Genomic DNA, 18,045 nt, shown 5'->3' on the forward strand with positions numbered 1-18,045 from the left:
GTTCACCCGGCGCTTGGCGTCGGGTGAACATATTTCTGGGGGTGGATGTCACGCCCCTACATTGACCACCATTTTACCGAAATTCCCGCCGCTGAGCAGTTGGTTCAGCGCATCCGGCGCATTTTCTAGGCCATCGACCATGTGTTCTTTGTACTGGATCGATCCATCGGCGATCCAACTGGTCATGTCACGGCGGAATTCCTCATAAACTGCTCGTGTGAAGCTGTCGAAAATAATGAAGCCTTGCATTTTTACCTTCATGCGTAGCAGCGTGCCCATGATTGCCGGGCCCATGTCCGGCCCATCGGGCAATCCCGGCAGGTTGTACCAGGCGACGACACCGCAGACCGGCACCCGAGCAAAGGGGTTCAGCAGCGGCAGCACCCCATACAAGACCTTACCGCCGACATTTTCAAAATAGACGTCAATTCCGTCCGGGCAGGTCTGTTGCAACTGCTCGGCGAAATCCGGCGCCTTGTGATCGACACAGGCGTCAAACCCCAAATTCTCAACGACATGCGCGCATTTTTCCGCACCACCCGCGACACCTACAACCCGGCATCCTTTGAGCTTTGCGATTTGCCCGACAGTCGCCCCGACCGGACCCGCAGCAGCTGCAACCACCACGGTTTCTCCCGGCTTCGGCTCACCGATTTTCAACAGTCCAGCATAGGCGGTGTAGCCGGGCATCCCGAGGATACCCAAAGCCCAGGACGGGTTTTGCGGAGATTTGCCAAGGTTCATTACTTCGGTCCCGTCAGAAATCGCATAATCCTGCCATCCGCTACCGGACAGGACGTAATCCCCGGCCTCAAACCCATCCAATTTCGAAATCACGACCTGCCCCACGACCTGAGCGGTCATGACGCCGCCAATGGCAACAGGTTCTGCATATGATTTCGCATCGTTCATACGCCCACGCATATAGGGGTCCAGAGACAGGTACACAGTGCGCACCAGCATTTCATTCGGTCCGGGGCTCGGAACCTCGGTCGTGGCCATGCGCAGCGTGTTTTCGTCCGGCTGGCCGCTGGGGCGTTCGTTCAAAACGATCTGACGGTTGACGTCTGGGGATTGCGCCATTTCATGTCTCCTTTGTTTGGTCTCGCCCTGCGACCAGGGTTTGCTTAGACACTGTGCAGAAAGCTCTCGGGCTCGCAATGCAATACACCCTGTCCCTGACTCAACCTCCGCTACGGAAAGCTGTTGGCGTCTGACCGAATTCCGCCTTGAACGCCCGGGTCATGGCGCTGGCGTTCTCATACCCGCAGCGACCGGCGATTTCCGCGATGGACTGTTCCGTTTCTTCCGCCAGTTTACGTGCAAGATTCAGGCGCAGACGCCGGTACAGCGCCTGTGGCGTGGTCTTCAGTTCGGCCTGAATCCGCCCTTCAAGCCGCTTTTGCGAGCAGCCGCTTTTGCGGGCAATGTCCTTGATCGTCAAAGGTGTTTCCAAGTTTGCCTGCATCAAGGTCAGCGCCCGGTTGACCAGAGTGTCCTCGGATTTGAGCGGCAGCGTGTAATGATCCGCACCACCCCGGCTCATCAGCAGATGCGCGACCTCCATCGACAACAGCGGCCCGTGATCTCGACGAATTAGGGCCGAGGCGAGATCAAACGCCGCCATCGCCCCGGAACATGTCAGCCGGTTGCCGTCGATGACATACCGCTCCTGGACCGCGTTGACCGAGGGAAAGGTCTCTTCGAACCGGGCCAGTTCATCCCAGTGAATCGTCGCCCTGTGATCGTTCAGCAACCCCGCCCGGGCCAACAGCCAGCTGCCGGTGTCCAGGCCCGCCAGCTGCTTGTGTTTTCCCGCAGCCGACAGCACTGCGCGAATGGTGTCACGCGTTTCCAACTTGAGAAAACCATAAGATGGCATGACTACCAAGACGTCTCCGCGCTGATCACTCAATGCCCCATTCGGCGTGACGGCAAGACCGCTGGAGCTTTCAACCGGCCTTCTATCAATCGAGCAGAAGTGCCACGCATACAGCCTCTGCCGCGCCAATGTATTTGCGGCGCGTAACGGCTCGACCATGTTGGCCAAGCAGTGGTTCGAGAACCCATCGAACAGCAGAATGTTATACTGGCGGGTCAAATTTTTTCCAACTCTGCACAATTCAGGGCTAAGTCTGCATGCCGCATAAAAGCGCAATGCCGTTTCCTGCGTCAATCACCTATCTAAGGAAACGCGCCATGCAGTTTGGTCTGTCAGAAGAACAGGAAATGATCGTTTCGACTGTTCGCAGCTTCGTCGAAAACGAAATCTACCCGCACGAAGCCGAGGTTGAACGCACCGGTCACGTCCCGCATGAGTTGGGCGAACAGATCAAGCAGAAGTGTATCGACCTTGGCTTCTACGCCTGCAACTTCCCCGAAGAGGTTGGCGGCGCCGGTCTGTCGCATCTCGACTTCACGCTGGTCGAGCGTGAACTGGGCCGAGGATCGATGGCGTTAACGCACTTCTTTGGCCGTCCGCAGAACATCCTGATGGCCTGTAACGACGAGCAGCGTGAACGCTATCTGCTGCCCGCCGTACGTGGCGAGAAAATGGACGCGCTGGCGATGACCGAGCCGGATGCGGGCTCGGATGTGCGCGGCATGAAATGTCAGGCCGTGCGCGATGGCGGGGACTGGGTCGTCAATGGCTCCAAACACTTCATCTCGGGCGCGGAGCACGCGGATTTCTTCATCGTCTTCATCGCCACCGGCGTTGATGAGACCCCGAAAGGGCCAAAGAAACGGATCACCACCTTTCTGGTGGATCGTGGAACACCGGGGTTCGAAGTGCGCGAGGGCTATAACTCGGTCAGCCACAAGGGCTACAAGAACTATATCCTGTATTTCGACAATTGCCGCCTGCCCGACGCACAGGTTTTGGGTGAAGTTGATGGCGGCTTTGCCGTGATGAACGAATGGCTTTATGCCACCCGTCTGACAGTTGCGGCCTTCTCGGTCGGTCGCGCGCGCCGTTGCTTTGACTATGCACTGAACTATGCCGCCGAGCGCAAACAGTTCGGTCAGCCCATCGGCAAATTCCAGGGCATCGGCTTTCAGATCGCCGACATGATCACCGAGATTGACGCCGCCGATTGGCTGACCCTGGCCGCCGCGTGGCGTCTGGACCAGAACCTGCCCTCGAACCGCGAGATTGCCTCGGCCAAGCTGTACGCCTCCGAGACGCTGGCGCGGGTCACCGATACCACGCTGCAGATCTATGGTGGCATGGGCCTGATGGATGACTTCCCGATCGAGCGTTTCTGGCGCGATGCCCGTGTCGAGCGCATCTGGGACGGCACCAGCGAGATTCAGCGTCACATCATCAGCCGCGATCTTCTGCGTCCCCTCGGCGCATAAGTCCACGTCCCGGCGGCGAGTGGGTTCTGGCAGGTTACGCTCTCATCCTGTCCTGACCCGCTTGCCGCCGGGGGCATTTCCAACGACTCGATCAGGATTGTCGATGAACAAAGATCTTACCCGGCTTCTGCGCCCGAAAACCATTGCCGTCGTTGGGGGCGGCGCGTGGTGCCAACAGGTTATTCTGCAATCGGAACGCATGGGTTACGCAGGTCAAATCTGGCCGGTGCACCCCAAGGCCACGGAAATCGCGGGTCATTCGGTCTATGGGCACCTCGAAGACCTGCCCGAAGCCCCCGACGCCGTGTTCATCGGCATTAACCGCCAAGCCACGATCGAGGCCGTTCATATCCTGTCTAGCATGGGCGCGGGCGGCGCGGTGTGTTTCGCCTCGGGTTTTTCCGAGGCGGTGGCCGAAGATGACACGGGCGGAGACCTGCAAGACCAACTGATCGCGGCGGCCGGTGACATGCCCATTCTGGGACCAAACTGCTATGGTTTCATCAACGCGCTGGACGGCGCGCTGCTGTGGCCGGACCAGCATGGGGCAACCCCGGTGGACAAGGGCGTTGCGATCCTGACGCAAAGCTCGAACATCTCGATCAACCTGACCATGCAGAAACGTGGCCTGCCGATTGCCTATATGGTGACCTGCGGGAACATGGCGCAGACCAGCCAGGCCGAGATCGCCTCGGCCCTGATCGACGATCCGCGTGTAACCGCCGTGGGTCTGCATATCGAAGGCTTCAAGGACATTCGCGAATGGGAAGCGCTGGCCGCCAAGGCGCATGGCAAAGGCATCCCGCTGGTGGCGCTCAAAGTCGGCGCATCCGAACAGGCGCAGGCCGCCACCGTATCGCATACTGCCTCTCTGGCCGGCAGCGATGCCGGGGCGCAGGCCTTGTTGGAACGTCTGGGTATCCCGCGCCTGTCGGCCCTGCCAGATTTCTTGGAAACGCTGAAACTGTTGCATTGCTATGGGCCGCTGCCGGGCGGCAACATCGCCTCGATCAGCTGTTCGGGGGGCGAGGCCAGCCTGATCGCGGATATGGCCGTAGGCACCGGCCTGACCTTCCCGCGTCTGACCGACGACAAGAAAGCCCGCCTGCGCGATGCGCTCGGGCCGATGGTCGCGCTGAATAACCCGCTGGATTACCACACCTATATCTGGCGTGACGAAGAGGCGATGGCCAAAGCGTGGTCCGGTATGACCGGCGACGATATCGACCTGACCTTCTCAATCGTCGACTATCCGACAACTGACGCGACCGACTGGACCTGCGCCTCGCGTGCGGCCTTAAAAGTCCGCGCCGACACCGGCGCGCGGTTCGCGATTGCCGCGACATTGCCGGAACTGCTGCCCGAAGACCTCGCGCAGGAGCTGACGGCTGGGGGCGTTGTGCCCTTCATGGGCCTGCGCGAAGCTCTGGCCGCCACCCGTGCTGCGGCTCAGGTCGCGGCACCCTCCACGCATCCGGTCTGGCTGCCGGGCACTGCTGAGGCCAACCGGACCCTGACCGAGGGCGAATCCAAACAGGCTTTGGCCGATTGCGGCCTGCGCATCCCTCAAAACCGTACGGTGCGCAGCCCAGAGGAAGCCCAAACCGCAGCACAGGAAATGGACGCGCCCTTCGCCGTCAAAGGCGTTGGTCTTGCGCATAAATCCGAGCATTCTGCTGTTCGTCTGGGCGTTCAGGCCGACGACGTGGCAAATGTTGCCGCCGATATAGGAACCAACGAGATTCTGGTCGAAGAGATGATCACCGGAACCGTTGCCGAGCTGCTGGTCGGCGTGGTCCGCGACCCGGCCCACGGTTTTGTGCTCACCCTGGGTGCAGGCGGTGTGCTGACTGAGGTTCTGCGCGATACCGCGTCGTTGTTGGTGCCCAGCATACCCGATGACATCCGCACCGCCCTTGGCAAGCTGAAAATCGCACCGCTGCTGGCAGGCTATCGCGGCCAACCGGCGGCTGATATGGATGCGATCATCACTGCCGTAGAGGCCGTTCAGGCCTATGTCATGCAAAACGCCGACACGCTTGGCGAGGTCGAGATTAACCCGCTCCTCTGCACGCCCGACAAGGCCGTTGCGGTGGATGCCCTCATCAGAAAGGCCTGAGATATGGACCCGATCAAAACCCGCCGCGAAGGGGCGATCCTTGAGGTGACGCTGGACCGGCCCAAGGCCAACGCCATTGACCTGGTCACCAGCCGCAGAATGGGCGAAGTCTTTGCCGAATTTCGCGACGATCCTGACCTGCGCGTGGCCATCCTTACCGGCGCGGGCGAGAAATTCTTCTGCCCCGGCTGGGACCTGAAAGCCGCGGCAGACGGTGACGCGGTCGATGGCGACTATGGCGTCGGCGGTTTCGGCGGCTTGCAGGAACTGCGTGATCTGAACAAGCCGGTGATCGCGGCGGTGAACGGCATCGCCTGCGGAGGCGGGTTGGAACTGGCGATTTCGGCGGACATGATCCTGGCCGCGGAACATGCCACCTTCGCCCTGCCGGAAATCCGCTCGGGCACCGTGGCGGATGCGGCCAGCGTCAAACTGCCCAAGCGCATCCCCTATCACATCGCCATGGAGCTGCTGCTGACCGGCCGCTGGTTCGATGCCGAGGAAGCAAACCACTGGGGTCTGGTGAACGAAATTGTCGCCGCCGATCAGCTGATGGACCGCGCGTGGGAACTGGCCCGCCTGCTGGCCTCGGGACCGCCGCTGGTCTATGCCGCGATCAAAGAGGTCGTGCGCGACGCAGAAGACAGCAAGTTTCAGGACGCGATGAACCGCATCACCAAGCGCCAGTTGCGCACGGTGGACGTGCTTTACGCCAGCGACGACCAGCTGGAAGGCGCCCGCGCCTTTGCGGAAAAACGCGACCCGGTCTGGAAGGGCAAGTAAGAGGTCAGCGCTTCGGCGGTGTCAGCCACTGAGCGGACATGCCGAAGTTCGACTCTTTCAGCTCTTGCTTTGCGATGGCCTGCAAATGCACCTCATCCGGGCCATCCGCATAGCGCAGCGCCCGCGCCCAGATATAACTGTCGGCCAGCGGCGTATCCGGCGTCATACCCATGGCACCGAAAACCTGCATCGCACGGTCCGTCACCGTGGCGTGTACATTGGGCGCCACCACCTTGATCAGCGAAATCTCGCGCCGGGCGGCCTTGGCGCCGACCTGATCAATCTTCCACGCCGCCTGCAAGGTCAGCAACCGCGCCTGATCGATCTCAAGCCGCGATTTAGCGATCCATTCCCGGATCACACCCTGCTCTGACAGCTGCTTGCCGAAGGTCTTCCGCTCCTGCGCGCGTTCGACCATCAGCGACAGAGCCATTTCGGCCGCGCCGACCGAGCGCATACAGTGGTGGATACGTCCCGGCCCCAGCCGCGCCTGCGCCAGAGCAAAACCACTGCCCTCTTCCCCCAGCAGATTGCTGGCGGGTACTCGAACGTCCTTGAAGACCAGTTCCGCATGGCCCTCGGGATCGTGCATGTTCAGGATCGTGGGGTTGCGCACGATCTCAAGACCGGGCGTGTCCTTGGGCACGATCACCATACTCTGCTGCTTGTGCCGGTCCGCGTTCGGATCGGTCTTGCCCATGACGATGAACATTCTGGTATTCGGATGACAGGCATTGGTGATGAACCACTTACGGCCGTTGATGACATACTCATCACCCTCACGCCGGATCGAGGTGGTGATATTGGTCGCGTCAGAGCTGGCTACATCCGGCTCGGTCATCGCAAAGGACGACCGGATTTCACCATTGAGCAACGGCACCAGCCATTCCTCGCGCTGTTCGGGCGTGGCAAACATGTGCAGCAATTCCATGTTGCCGGTGTCCGGCGCGCTACAGTTGAACACTTCGGACGACCACGTCACCTGCCCCATCAACTCGGCCAGAGGGGCGTATTCCAGATTGGTCAGCCGTGTGCCAGGTTCGTCGTCGCGCAAGGAGGGCAGGAACAGGTTCCACAACCCTTCGGCCTGGGCAAGCGCCTTAAGATCCTCCATGAATGAGACTGGGAAATCGCCTGCCTCGATCTCTTCCTTGTGGTCGCGGATGCGCGGATAAATATGCGCCTCCATAAAGCGTTTCAGCTGGTCGCGGAATTCCACAGCACGAGGCGATGGGGCAAAATCCATGGTGTTCCCTTTTCAGACTGTTGCGACAGACCGTTCCTCGTACCCTAGCCGTGCGATTGGCGTTTGTGAAACCTGCTTGCAGGACCTCAGCCGCAAGTGCCGCGAGGTCACGTCGGTTTCCGCGAAAACGCACCCGTTCACAGCTCTGTTGCTCAACCCTCTGCATGACGGTAAGCGTCTGTGAGGGTACGAAAACGAACCGGAGGTCAGGTGTCGGATCAGCAGATCAAGAAATCGGACGACATCGCCGACAAGTTGTCGACGCGGATTGTCCAGGGGGCACTGAAGCCCGGTGAAAAGCTGCGGCAGGACCTGATTGCCCGAGAGTTCGGGGTCAGCCAGGTAACCGTGCGCGAAGCTCTTTTGAACCTTGCCTCAAAGGGGTTGACGGTTGCCGTACCGCGCCGGGGGATGTGTGTGGCGCCAATGGATCAGAACGCCATACAAGAGCTTCGGGTGATGCGGCGCGCTCTGGAACCGGTCGCGTTGCTGCATTCCGTCCCCAACCTGACAACCAACCAGATCGCGCAGATCGAACAGGTTCACGAAGACTGCGACAGTGCCACCACCGCCGATGACTGGGAGGACGCCAATCAGCGCTTTCACATGGCCGTCATCGCCGCCTGCAACATGCCGCGCATGATCGCCGAGATCAGAAATCTGCAAGTGCTGTATACGTGGCATTTCAACAATCTGCACACCGCCAAATGGCGTCAGCGCTCAGACCCGGATCATGCGGCCATTCTGGCCGCCATCAAGGATCGCGACGCGGCCAAGGCCCATTCGGTAATGCAGCGCCACCTGACACGATTGGCCTAGGCTGGCTCAGTCGGGTTTGCGCGCAATGATCCAGGTTGGGTGATAGGTCAGCGAAACGCCGAACTCACCCTCGAACTGCCGGACATAGTCATTGGTGAACGCCATCAGGCTGGACTTGGTCCAGGTTTTCTGCGCCCGCCCGTTTACACCGGTTCGGCGCAGGTGTTCCAACACTTTTCGCGGCGAAGAAAACTGCATCTGCCGTTCCACTTCCCCCGCAGAGACTACATCCAAAATGCCCTCAACAGCAGCGATCAGAGTGCCCGGTGTGCACAGACCCGGCGCTTTCGCCGCCGACCCGACCTGTACCAACTCGCGGTATTGCTGCGGGCCAAACCCCGAAATGGCCAGCCAACCACCGGGGGCCAGCGCCGTCGCTGCGCGGCGCAGGAACAGGGTGGGATTTGGAAGCCACTGGATCATAGAGGCCGACGCGATCAGATTGGGCTGTGCGGGCCATGCGACGGTTTCGGCATCCCCACACAAAAACTCGGCCGCAAAGGTGGCTGCCGTCTCATTGGCCTCGGGCGAGAGGTCGTTGACCGTGAGCGTATCGAACGCGAAATGCTCGCAAAGCCGCTGTGTCAGGTGACCGGTGCCGCAACCAAACTCCAACGCCGAGGGGAAGTACTGCGGTCCGCCACCGTCGCGCAAATCCTGCGCCAGTCGATCCGCGATCTTAGCCTGCTGACCCGCCGAGTCATGGTAGGTCAGGAAACTGCGGCTGAAACTGCGCTGGACACGCTCGGTCAACTGGGCGTTCATGCGATCCACTCCTTCCAGCTTTGGCCAGCGGCAAAAGGGACGTGCGGCGCGGAAACGGTTCGAACCACATCCTGCTGCCCGGCCCATGCAGCGTGTTGCGCACCGGTGGGGATGATCCGATCCCGCTGTGGTATCCAGATCCGGTCAAATCTGTGGTCCGGAGCATTGCCGCGTTTGATTACCGCATAAAGCTCGGCTTGCGCTGTGACGATATCGATCTCGGGCGCCGGAGACTTGAGCCCTGCGCGGCGGCAGAACTTGGCGAAACTGGCGGTGTTCAACTGATCCGCCGTGGCACGGATCATATCCGGCGCGATGCCGTTCTCGGTATCGGCTGGGGACAGAGTGCCACTGACCGCAACCGATCGATCGGGTTGAAGTCCTGCCTGCGTCAGCCAATGCACCGCCGACGCCACACCAAAAGAAAAGGCGATCAGGGTAACCCGATCATATTGCGCAAGTTCGCTCAGCGGGCTGTCCAACCGGGCATAATCGTCTACGAACAGGACATCCGCATCGGTTGCAAGGTTCTGAAAGAGCCCGGACCCGAGGGCCCAGCCCCCGAAGATCAACAGCACCTCTTGGGTACCTGAGCGGGACAACCATTGCTGTTTCATGACGCGCCCTTCGCCAGAGACACCATGGCCGATGTCACACGGCTCAACTCGTCCGGAGAGATGATAAAGGGCGGCATACAATAGATGTTACGCGCGAAGGGGCGCAGCCAGACGCCGGTTCCCGGCGCCAGCCCGTGTGCGACGGACGGATCAACCCAGCCCTCCATTTCGATGACGCCAATGGCACCCAAGACACGCACATCCGAGACCCCGGGCAACCCGCGCGCAGGGGCCAGTTCGTGTTCCATCTGGTCGGCGATACCGGCAACTTCAGACCGCCAATTCCGGATAGATAGTTGCTCCAGACTTGCGACAGCCGCCGCGCAAGCCAGCGGGTTGGCCATGTAGGTCGGGCCATGCATCATGACGCCGGCCTCACTTTCCCCGATCCGCCGCGCAACGATCTCGGTCGTGACAGTCGCGGCCAGCGTGATATGCCCGCCGGTCAGCGCCTTGCCCAGGCACAGGATATCCGGCACGACCCCGGCGTGGTGCAGCGCAAACAGCTCTCCGGTGCGGCCAAAGCCAGTGGCGATCTCATCGAAGATGACCAGCACGTCATACGCCTTGCATAGCTCATGCGCCCGCTGCAGCCATGTCGGGTGATAGAAATACATCCCGCCCGCGCCCTGAACGACAGGCTCAAGGATCAGCCCGGCGATTTGGTCGGCCTTGGTTTCCAGCAAGTCTTCCAGTGCGTTCAACCCGTTCAGGTCGCCATCCTCGGACCAGTCCTGACCAAAGGCGATCTGCGGGCGGGGCAGGAAATGCTGGACGGACAAAGCCCCCGCGAACAACCCGTGCATCCCGTTGACCGGGTCGCAGACACTCATCGCTTTCCAGGTGTCGCCGTGATAGCCGCCGCGAATGGTCGCGAATTGCGTGCGGCCCTTGCGGTCCTGCGCCATCTGGTATTGCACCGCCATTTTCAGCGCCACTTCGATGGCCACCGAGCCGCTATCACTGTAGAAGATACGGTCTAGCCCGTCGGGCAAAAGTTCGATCAGCCTGCGCCCCAACTCAATCGCAGGGGAATGAGTCAACCCACCGAACATCACATGCGGCATCTGATCCAGTTGTGCCTGCATCGCCCCGATGATGGCCGGGTGACGGTGCCCGTGCACCGCGCACCACCACGAGGACATCGCGTCAATCATCTGCGTCCCGTCCTCAGCGGTCAGCCAAACACCCTCGGCCCCGGTGATCAGGTGCATCGGGCCGGGCTTCAGCACGTTTGTGTAGGGGTGCCACAGGTGGCGGGCGTCAAACTCAAGCGGGGTCACAGGGCGCTCCGGATTGTGTCGACGTCGATGGCGGTGAAAGCGTTAGTCAGCGTGTCGCGGGACAAGGTGTCGATAAAAGGCAATCGGCCCAGATGGCGGGTATTGCCCATCTGGGCGATAGTTTGTTCGACATCCGGCTCGGCGTTGCCGACAAATGCCACGCCGATCACATCGCAACCGGCGTTGCGCAGCGCCATCAGAGACAGAATCGTATGGTTGATCGTGCCCAGAGCAGTGCGCGCCACCAGTATGACCGGGGCCTGCCATTGCGCGATCACGTCGAGAAAAAAGACCTGACGGTTCAGCGGAACCATCAGCCCGCCCGCGCCTTCAACCACCAGAGGGCCGGACACCTGCGGCAAGGTCAGTCGGTCCGGGTCGATCTCGATCCCCATGTCCTCAGCCGACAAATGCGGCGAAGCGGGCATGTTCAGGCGATAGGCCTCGGACAACACCTCGGCCCCAGTCACAGCCTTGACGGTTTCCGAATCCGTTGCATCCTCCAGTCCCGATTGCACCGGCTTCCAATACCGTGCACCAAGGGTGGCGGTCAGACCTGCCGCAAAGACGGTTTTGCCAATTCCGGTATCTGTGCCGACAACAATTACGGTGCTCATGCGGCCTCGCTTTGGTGCTGGGCAAGCGCTTCGAACAGGGCGCTGATATCGGCATTGGTCACATTGCCAGTGACCGAGACACGAAGCCGCGAGGTGCCGCGCGGCACTGTCGGCGGGCGGATACCCCGGACGTCAAAGCCCTGCGCCTGCAGGGTTGCGGCCATCTGCATTGTCCGAGCCTCATCGCCCAGAATGACGGGAATGATCTGGCTGTTCAGCACGTCCTGCGGCACGCCCGTCCGGCGCGCTTCGGCATGAGCGTGGTGCATCCGGGCGGTTGCCGCGTTGGTCAGGCGGGTATCGGCTTGCAGATGACCCAGCACCGCCCGCACCAGGGCCGCGTTGAAAGGCGACGGTGCGGTTGCAAAGATGAACGGCCGCGCACGGTTGATCAGCGCGTCGATCATCACCCGCGGCCCACAGATCAGACCGCCCGCAACACCCAGACCTTTGCCGCATGTGTGCAAGGTCAAAACATCGGCCGTCAGGCCATGTGCCAGACCTTTTCCGTTCGGACCAAAAACGCCAGTGGCATGGGCCTCATCCACGACCAGAATGGCCCCGTGTTCGGCGGCCAGGTCGGACAGTGCGGTCAAGGGCGCGATGTCGCCCTCCATCGAGTAGACGCTTTCCACTGCGATCCAGACCTGCCCCGATCCGCCGGCGGCCTGCCAGTCAGCCAGAACGCGGCGGGCATCGGCCACGTCGTTATGGGCAAAGGACCGGGTTTCGGCCCGGCCCGTCCGCATGCCTTCGTGGGCGCTGGCATGGACCAAATCGTCATACAGGATCAGGTCCCCCGCCGCGGGCAAGGTCGAGAATATCGCCTGATTGGCCTGAAACCCGCCACCCATGAACAAGGCGGCCTCAGCACCAAAAAAAGCTGCGGCCTCTTCCTCCAGCGCCTCATGTTCAGGATGATTGCCGCGCAACAACCGCGATCCGCCTGATCCAAGCGGAACACCTCCCTCAAGCGCCTTTTGCGCAGCGCGGTGCAGCAGCGGCGAGTCCGCCAGACCCAGATAGTCGTTCGAGGCGAAGTCCAGCCCACGCCTCGGGGCCAGCGACCGGCGTCGATGCCGGGCGTCCAGCGTTTCAAGCATCGAGTTCAGGCGACTCAATGCTTTCATTCAGCCGCTTCCGCACAGCTTTGCCCGGCAACGGTTTCGGCCTGCAGCCCCAACTTGGCAAAGAGGATTGCGTCGGTGTCTTCTTCGGGGTTCTCGGCGGTCAGCAGCGTTTCCCCAACAAAAATCGAGTTCGCACCGGCGAAGAAGCACATCGCCTGCAACTCTTCGGTCATGTCGCTGCGGCCAGCAGACAGGCGCACATAGGATTTCGGCATCATGATTCGGGCGGTTGCGATCACACGCACAAAATCGATCGGGTCGATCGGCATGGCATCGGCCAGCGGCGTGTCTTCCTGTGGCATCAGCATGTTGATCGGCACGGATTCGGGCGCTGGTCCCATATTGGCCAGGGTGACCAGCATATCGACGCGGTCGCCGATCTCTTCACCCATTCCCAGGATACCACCTGAGCACACTTTGATCCCCGCTTCCTGGACGCGGTTCATCGTGTCGATGCGGTCTGCAAAAGTGCGGGTGGTGATGACCTCGGGGTAATAGCGCTCAGACGTGTCGATGTTGTGGTTGTAATAGTCCAGCCCTGCGTCGCGCAGGCGAAACACCTGATTGTCGTCCAGCATGCCCAGCGTCATGCAGGTCTCCATGCCCATTTCGCGGACCCCTTCGACCATTGCCACCAGCGCGTCCATGTCGCGGTCTTTCGGCTCGCGCCAGGCCGCACCCATACAGAACCGGGTCGCGCCGCCATCTTTCGCCTTGCGGGCCTCGGTCAGGACGCGCTGAACCTCGATCAGCTTCGAAGCCGACAGCTTCGATCCGTTCCGGGCCGATTGCGAACAATAGGAACAATCCTCGGCACAGCCACCCGTCTTGATCGACAGCAGCTTGGAGGTCTGAATTTTGTTGGGGTCGAAATTCTCGCGATGCACGGTCTGCGCGCGAAAGAGCAGGTCCATCAGAGGAAGATCATATACGGCCTGCGCCGCCTCGCGGGTCCATGTGGGAGGGGTGTTTTCCATTTTATCGATAATTCGTCCAAAACTCCATGCCTGCTTTGTCTAATATCGATAAACCTGAAAAATTCAACTGCTAACTGCCTGGTCAGCGCGGAACCGCCGGGCGACAAAGGCTGTTGCAGGGTGTTTAGGCTATGGGGTCGCGCTCTTGTTCCGCCCTGACCGGCCAGATTAGCGGTTGCATCATTGGCGCGGTTTTCGATGCCGAATATTTCGATCAGAAGCTGCTGAACTTTCAACATGTTGACCTGATAGTCATCCAGAGACATCTCGCGGCCGCGAACAAAGTTACAGTCGGCATCAATGCCCGAAACCGTCTTGCCCTCGGGCATAGCCGGGCCGAAACCGATCAACTAGTTCAGGTCAATCGCGATGGCACCAAGGTTGTTCTTGCCCGAATGCAGCGCCATCAAGAAGCCCTTCAGCTCACCCCAATGCTTGGAAAAGTTGCGCAGCGCCTTGTCGGTGTTCTCGCCAGATTTGATCTTGTCGATGCCCTTGTAGACCGAACCGGCATATTTGAAGGCGGCCTCGGCCAGTGTTTTCTCCCAGTTGGCTTCGACAATACCGGCATAGTTCTGCTTGGGTGAGAGTGTCGTCGAATGCGCAACCGCGCTGAAATTTCCAGATCTACCTCAGACCCGTTGAAATAGGCCAACATCAGTGCCTCGACTTCGGCCGCATTGTTGCCGCCATCGCCTTTGGCTGCCGCTTTTTTTCAGGCTGCCATGCAGCACGTGGCGCGCGACCTGACCGGAATACGAAACCGAATTGATCTTGTCGCCTACATAGCCTTTTACACTGACCGGAAACGGGCCATAGGCCTGATCGGTCATAGCAGCACCGCTGATCAGGACCGCGGCAAAAGCCTGAAGTGAGTTTGAGCATCGAGAGTTCTCGTTCTATCCGACTCTCTTCATCAGTTATTTTTCCTGACCCTTTTAGGTGAATATTTTCAAGGCGAGTAATCCCCAATTTTTCAATTTATTACCTGCGTGTAGGAGAAAAGCCTGCAGCTTGATACAGTGGAAAACACCCGCTGCAGAGGCAGAATGACCCGTGATATGCCTCAATCGCAATACGGTTTGAGTTTCTGCGCACACCCACCTGTTCTCACCATAGCATCTGTGACAGAAGGGTTGTCATCGTGAAATCCAATCAGGCAACCGGATGTGACCCCAGAAGAACTCGGACCGAGATTGCGATGAAAAACAAAACCGTGCCGGTCAGAACAAACACGTGCCAAATAGTGTTGTGAAAAGGAAGTTGGTCCAGCAGATAAAAGGCAACGCCGACGGTATAGACCACACCACCTGCAATCATCAGCCAGACAACAACCGATGGCAGTTCGCCCAACATGTCAGGTCCGGCCCAGGCTACAGCCCAGCCCATCATCAGATAAAGGACAAGCCCGAACCAGCGAAAACGGACCGGGTCAATCAGCTTCAGTACCGAGCCCAGCGTTGCTGAAGACCACAACCCAATCAATAGCCCCGGCCCCTGCCCGCCCGACAACAGAAGGAACGGCGTGTAGGTGCCAGCAATTTTCACATAGATGCCAGAGTGATCCAGACGGCGCAGCAGATCGGACCATTTGTCGCTTTCAATCATGTTGTAGAGCGCGGAAAATGTCAGCATCAGCAACAGCGTGACGCCATAGACCGAGACCCCCAGAATGGCCTCGGGTTCCGACCGGTGAAAAGTGGTGACCGTGATCAGCAGGGGCACTGCAACAAGGGCCGAAGCGACACCCAAAACGTGCACAACCCCGTCGCTCACACGCTCGGCGCGGCTATAGGCTGGACGGATATCTGCAAAGGACCACATAGACTTAACTTAAGCGTCATGGGGATTTCAGACAAGTAAACGCCACTCGCGGTCGATCAATGCTATGTGTCAGACCAACGAGTGCGCCGCACCTAAGTGGGGTCATCCCCCGGCTTCGGATCCTTGTATCGGTTCAGATCGAAAATGCCCGCGTGAATCGGTTTCTGCTTTTGAAACAGATCGTGAATCCGGTCGCTCAACGGCCAGAATTCTGGGCTGGTCCGACGCACGCCAAATTGCGTCACCACGGCCATGTAGTCGCTTTGCGACTGAATACCTTTCAGCGCCCCGACAAGAGGCTCCAACTGATCCTGTCGGACGTGGAAATAGAAATTCGGATAGCTGCCGATCAGGTCCGGAAGAATTGTCAGGGCATCCGCCTCGGGGTCCCGACGCGCTTTTTCATCGAACAAAAAGGCCACGTTGTAATGCGCCTTGTCATGCACGAGGGTGAATAGTGCGGTCTCCCCGTCGCTTTGCTCGATCACCAGAACCGTCAGGTCCGGCAGATATTTCACCCAATCGCCGGTTTGATTGGCCAGATCGCGCAGTGCGTCGACTGACTGCCCCGGTTGGCACTTTTCTGTCGAGCATCTGTTGATCGGGTCCGTGACCGGCCACAGTCCGTTGCCGTGCTCCAACAAAGTCAGAAGGAATTCCTGTTTCGGCTGATCCGTTTGAAAGGAAATACCGGTAGGGAAACTGTCATCGACCCGGCGGCGGTGCCAATAGGTGTGCAATTCGGCCAGAACGCCTTGGTACCAACTCTCGTGCATCTGCGGCCGGACGTCCCGTGGCATGAAGTCCAGAAAGGTATCCTCGCTCTCCATCCGCAACTCGTCCATGTAAAGCCGCGTGGCCAGTTGATGTTCGACCCGACCGAACACGTCATAGCCCGCCACGAGGTCATAGTAGATGCGCTCAAAAATCGGAAAGTCGATGACCCAGGCGGTTTCGGGGATGCCGCCGTGAAACCCGGTCATGGCCGAGGCATTGTCGAAATGCCTAAACACCGTGATCAGCGCGTTGGGATTGGTTCCATCGCCATCCCAGATCGAACCATAGTCGAACCCGGTCTGATACACCGGCGCAGCCCGGTATCGCGCATCCCGGAACTCAAGGTACGCGACCTGATTATTGTGCGAGAACTCCTGCAACATACCCAGCACTCCGGCATCGGCCTCGGACACGGGCAGTTCCAGATAGGCGGCACCTTCCTGCAGATAGCTCGGGTCGGTGACCGATAAATCCGCATCCGGATCAAGAAAGCTGACCCAGAACCGGTCCTCGATCACGTCAACGGCAGTTTCACCATGGCAGACGGGGCCGCGAATGAAGCTGCGGACAAAGAACAGCGCGTCATCCAGCAGGAACTGATAACGGCTGCGCGCTGGCATCTCTGTGAAAGTGCTGAACGGGCTGCCGCCTTCCGCGTCCCCAAACGGGGGCAGTTCGGCCAACGTCCAATCGGTGTCGAGAAACAGCTGTTGATAACGCGCCATGCGCTCCGGCCCAAGCGTATAGACCAGATGTTCCTTGTGTACGATCGTTTCCGTGACCTGCTGCAACCGATAGTAAAACGGCGCCGCGCCCGGATCATCGAACGGTCTCCGCGTTGCTATTACGTCGATCTCATCGCCCGGCGGCGTGGTCGAGCGTACCAGTTGGAAGAACCGCCGCGGATCATCGCCGTGGAAATGGAGCCGGGCGAGAAACAGATGCTCGTACAGATACCGGCTCATCAACTGGTTGCGGGGGTCGCTTGTGTTCAGGAACCCTTCCCAACCAGCGATCTGAGCCTGGATCGCGTCGGGAATGGCGGGCGGGTTGGATGGCGGGGCCACACCGCCACGTGCCCAGCCCATGAGCGACTGAAACTCGGCCTCTGCTAGTGGTGCTGTTCCATAGGGCATGCCCGCAAGCGGATGGGCCTTGCTGAACGCGTCAAACTCATCCGAGGTGGGGCAGACCAGAGGGCGGTCGATTGCCAAACCAAGCTGCGCAGGAAGGGGGGCGTCAGCCGGCAGAGGGTTCTGGCGACCCAACTCCAGATACCGCTCAAGCAAACCCGGTTTCTGCCCGCGAAGGACAGTATGAAACCCCAGCCCCCGCCATTCCGGATCGGTCTGTGCGTCGATCCCCAGTCGGGTGGGTTGGGCATCCTCCAAACGCTCGGTGTGATATACGGCCTCTTTGCTGGCCCCCCGCAACATCCCCGCCGGTGACGTCAGTTTCAACTGACATGGCGCGTCATAACAACTGTGGCAAACGACACAGCGGCGATCCATGATCGATTTCACCTCGGCCCATGTCTGGTTCTGCGCCCGAGCCGCAAACGGGTAAGCGCAAAGCAGGCACATCAGCAGCGTCGTCTGCAACAGCAGTCGAACTTTGTGCATCTGGGTCCCTCCCCTGCCCGACTTCGGACATCATCCCCCGTAGCCAATATCTTTGCAGTTACGGGGGGCTTTAGGCAAGAAACGCGACCGGGCAGACCTACACGAC

At 59.9% G+C, this 18,045-nt stretch carries 17 protein-coding genes; 5 read left to right on the forward strand and 12 right to left on the reverse strand.

Annotation, left to right across the window (positions count from 1 at the left end; translation table 11 throughout):
- Positions 1–48 precede the first annotated feature (48 nt).
- Positions 49–1,083 carry an NADP-dependent oxidoreductase gene (locus tag ACR0IK_RS11980; protein WP_480641649.1) on the reverse strand — a complete coding sequence of 345 codons (1,035 nt, stop codon included), beginning with the start codon at positions 1,081–1,083 and terminating at the stop codon, positions 49–51.
- Positions 1,084–1,183: 100 nt separating this feature from the next.
- Positions 1,184–2,101, reverse strand: a complete 918-nt coding sequence (locus ACR0IK_RS11985) for a GlxA family transcriptional regulator (protein WP_480641650.1) — start codon at positions 2,099–2,101, stop codon at positions 1,184–1,186.
- Positions 2,102–2,199: 98 nt separating this feature from the next.
- Between ACR0IK_RS11985 and ACR0IK_RS11990 the strand changes: the two genes are divergently transcribed.
- From ACR0IK_RS11990 to ACR0IK_RS12000, 3 genes are all read left to right on the forward strand, one after another.
- Complete coding sequence (locus ACR0IK_RS11990) at positions 2,200–3,360, forward strand: acyl-CoA dehydrogenase family protein (protein ID WP_480641651.1); 1,161 nt, start codon at positions 2,200–2,202, stop codon at positions 3,358–3,360.
- Between the two features lie 103 nt (positions 3,361–3,463).
- Positions 3,464–5,479 (forward strand): acetate--CoA ligase family protein, encoded by a 2,016-nt coding sequence (locus tag ACR0IK_RS11995; protein WP_480641652.1) that lies wholly within the window; start codon positions 3,464–3,466, stop codon positions 5,477–5,479.
- 3 nt (positions 5,480–5,482) lie between these two features.
- Positions 5,483–6,262: a carnitinyl-CoA dehydratase gene (locus ACR0IK_RS12000; RefSeq protein ID WP_480641653.1), complete on the forward strand. Its 780-nt coding sequence runs from the start codon at positions 5,483–5,485 to the stop codon at positions 6,260–6,262.
- Between the two features lie 4 nt (positions 6,263–6,266).
- Here the strand turns inward: ACR0IK_RS12000 and ACR0IK_RS12005 are convergent, their stop codons facing one another.
- Positions 6,267–7,508 (reverse strand): acyl-CoA dehydrogenase family protein, encoded by a 1,242-nt coding sequence (locus ACR0IK_RS12005; RefSeq protein ID WP_480641654.1) that lies wholly within the window; start codon positions 7,506–7,508, stop codon positions 6,267–6,269.
- A gap of 210 nt (positions 7,509–7,718) precedes the next feature.
- Here ACR0IK_RS12005 and ACR0IK_RS12010 point away from each other — a divergent pair, with 210 nt between their 5' ends.
- Positions 7,719–8,327, forward strand: coding sequence for a GntR family transcriptional regulator (locus ACR0IK_RS12010; protein WP_480641655.1), 609 nt, complete (start codon positions 7,719–7,721; stop codon positions 8,325–8,327).
- A gap of 6 nt (positions 8,328–8,333) precedes the next feature.
- On the opposite strand, the gene ACR0IK_RS12015 is transcribed toward ACR0IK_RS12010, so the two are convergent.
- From ACR0IK_RS12015 to bioB, 6 genes are read right to left on the reverse strand one after another with little or no spacing between them, the layout of a single operon-like run.
- Positions 8,334–9,092 carry a methyltransferase domain-containing protein gene (locus ACR0IK_RS12015; protein WP_480641656.1) on the reverse strand — a complete coding sequence of 253 codons (759 nt, stop codon included), beginning with the start codon at positions 9,090–9,092 and terminating at the stop codon, positions 8,334–8,336.
- The gene (locus ACR0IK_RS12020; protein ID WP_480641657.1) at positions 9,089–9,709 is read right to left on the reverse strand and encodes a pimeloyl-ACP methyl esterase BioG family protein; all 621 of its coding nucleotides are present in this window, start codon (positions 9,707–9,709) and stop codon (positions 9,089–9,091) included. The genes ACR0IK_RS12015 and ACR0IK_RS12020 overlap by 4 nt, the downstream gene beginning before the upstream one ends.
- Complete coding sequence (bioA, locus tag ACR0IK_RS12025; protein ID WP_480641658.1) at positions 9,706–10,992, reverse strand: adenosylmethionine--8-amino-7-oxononanoate transaminase; 1,287 nt, start codon at positions 10,990–10,992, stop codon at positions 9,706–9,708. The genes ACR0IK_RS12020 and bioA overlap by 4 nt, the downstream gene beginning before the upstream one ends.
- Entirely contained in the window at positions 10,989–11,609 is a 621-nt protein-coding gene (gene bioD, locus ACR0IK_RS12030; protein WP_480641659.1) for a dethiobiotin synthase, read from the reverse strand. The genes bioA and bioD overlap by 4 nt, the downstream gene beginning before the upstream one ends.
- Positions 11,606–12,739, reverse strand: coding sequence for an 8-amino-7-oxononanoate synthase (locus ACR0IK_RS12035; RefSeq protein ID WP_480641660.1), 1,134 nt, complete (start codon positions 12,737–12,739; stop codon positions 11,606–11,608). The genes bioD and ACR0IK_RS12035 overlap by 4 nt, the downstream gene beginning before the upstream one ends.
- Positions 12,736–13,716, reverse strand: coding sequence for a biotin synthase BioB (gene bioB, locus ACR0IK_RS12040; protein WP_480641661.1), 981 nt, complete (start codon positions 13,714–13,716; stop codon positions 12,736–12,738). The genes ACR0IK_RS12035 and bioB overlap by 4 nt, the downstream gene beginning before the upstream one ends.
- A 131-nt stretch (positions 13,717–13,847) precedes the next feature.
- Between bioB and ACR0IK_RS12045 the strand changes: the two genes are divergently transcribed.
- Positions 13,848–14,303 (forward strand): hypothetical protein, encoded by a 456-nt coding sequence (locus ACR0IK_RS12045; RefSeq protein WP_480641662.1) that lies wholly within the window; start codon positions 13,848–13,850, stop codon positions 14,301–14,303.
- 45 nt (positions 14,304–14,348) lie between these two features.
- Here ACR0IK_RS12045 and ACR0IK_RS12050 read toward each other — a convergent pair whose 3' ends face one another.
- The 3 genes from ACR0IK_RS12050 to ACR0IK_RS12060 all read right to left on the reverse strand — a co-directional run bounded on the left by ACR0IK_RS12050 (position 14,349) and on the right by ACR0IK_RS12060 (position 17,939).
- On the reverse strand, positions 14,349–14,549 hold the full coding sequence (locus tag ACR0IK_RS12050; protein ID WP_480641663.1) for a hypothetical protein: 201 nt from the start codon (positions 14,547–14,549) through the stop codon (positions 14,349–14,351).
- Positions 14,550–14,871: 322 nt separating this feature from the next.
- On the reverse strand, positions 14,872–15,540 hold the full coding sequence (gene trhA, locus ACR0IK_RS12055; RefSeq protein WP_480591544.1) for a PAQR family membrane homeostasis protein TrhA: 669 nt from the start codon (positions 15,538–15,540) through the stop codon (positions 14,872–14,874).
- 92 nt (positions 15,541–15,632) lie between these two features.
- Positions 15,633–17,939, reverse strand: coding sequence for a fatty acid cis/trans isomerase (locus ACR0IK_RS12060; RefSeq protein ID WP_480641664.1), 2,307 nt, complete (start codon positions 17,937–17,939; stop codon positions 15,633–15,635).
- Positions 17,940–18,045: the final 106 nt, after the last annotated feature.

Source organism: Ruegeria sp. BF7 (genome assembly GCF_056538605.1).

Coding starts and splice junctions, on each gene's coding strand:
- ACR0IK_RS12000 (WP_480641653.1), top strand. CDS start 5,483: ATGGACCCGATCAAAACCCGCCGCGAAGGGGCGATCCTTGAGGTGACG.
- ACR0IK_RS12035 (WP_480641660.1), bottom strand. CDS start 12,739: ATGAAAGCATTGAGTCGCCTGAACTCGATGCTTGAAACGCTGGACGCC.
- ACR0IK_RS12045 (WP_480641662.1), top strand. CDS start 13,848: ATGGGGTCGCGCTCTTGTTCCGCCCTGACCGGCCAGATTAGCGGTTGC.
- bioD (WP_480641659.1), bottom strand. CDS start 11,609: ATGAGCACCGTAATTGTTGTCGGCACAGATACCGGAATTGGCAAAACC.
- ACR0IK_RS12005 (WP_480641654.1), bottom strand. CDS start 7,508: ATGGATTTTGCCCCATCGCCTCGTGCTGTGGAATTCCGCGACCAGCTG.
- ACR0IK_RS12015 (WP_480641656.1), bottom strand. CDS start 9,092: ATGAACGCCCAGTTGACCGAGCGTGTCCAGCGCAGTTTCAGCCGCAGT.
- ACR0IK_RS12020 (WP_480641657.1), bottom strand. CDS start 9,709: ATGAAACAGCAATGGTTGTCCCGCTCAGGTACCCAAGAGGTGCTGTTG.
- trhA (WP_480591544.1), bottom strand. CDS start 15,540: ATGTGGTCCTTTGCAGATATCCGTCCAGCCTATAGCCGCGCCGAGCGT.
- ACR0IK_RS11990 (WP_480641651.1), top strand. CDS start 2,200: ATGCAGTTTGGTCTGTCAGAAGAACAGGAAATGATCGTTTCGACTGTT.
- ACR0IK_RS11980 (WP_480641649.1), bottom strand. CDS start 1,083: ATGGCGCAATCCCCAGACGTCAACCGTCAGATCGTTTTGAACGAACGC.
- ACR0IK_RS12050 (WP_480641663.1), bottom strand. CDS start 14,549: ATGACCGATCAGGCCTATGGCCCGTTTCCGGTCAGTGTAAAAGGCTAT.
- bioB (WP_480641661.1), bottom strand. CDS start 13,716: ATGGAAAACACCCCTCCCACATGGACCCGCGAGGCGGCGCAGGCCGTA.
- ACR0IK_RS11995 (WP_480641652.1), top strand. CDS start 3,464: ATGAACAAAGATCTTACCCGGCTTCTGCGCCCGAAAACCATTGCCGTC.
- ACR0IK_RS12060 (WP_480641664.1), bottom strand. CDS start 17,939: ATGCACAAAGTTCGACTGCTGTTGCAGACGACGCTGCTGATGTGCCTG.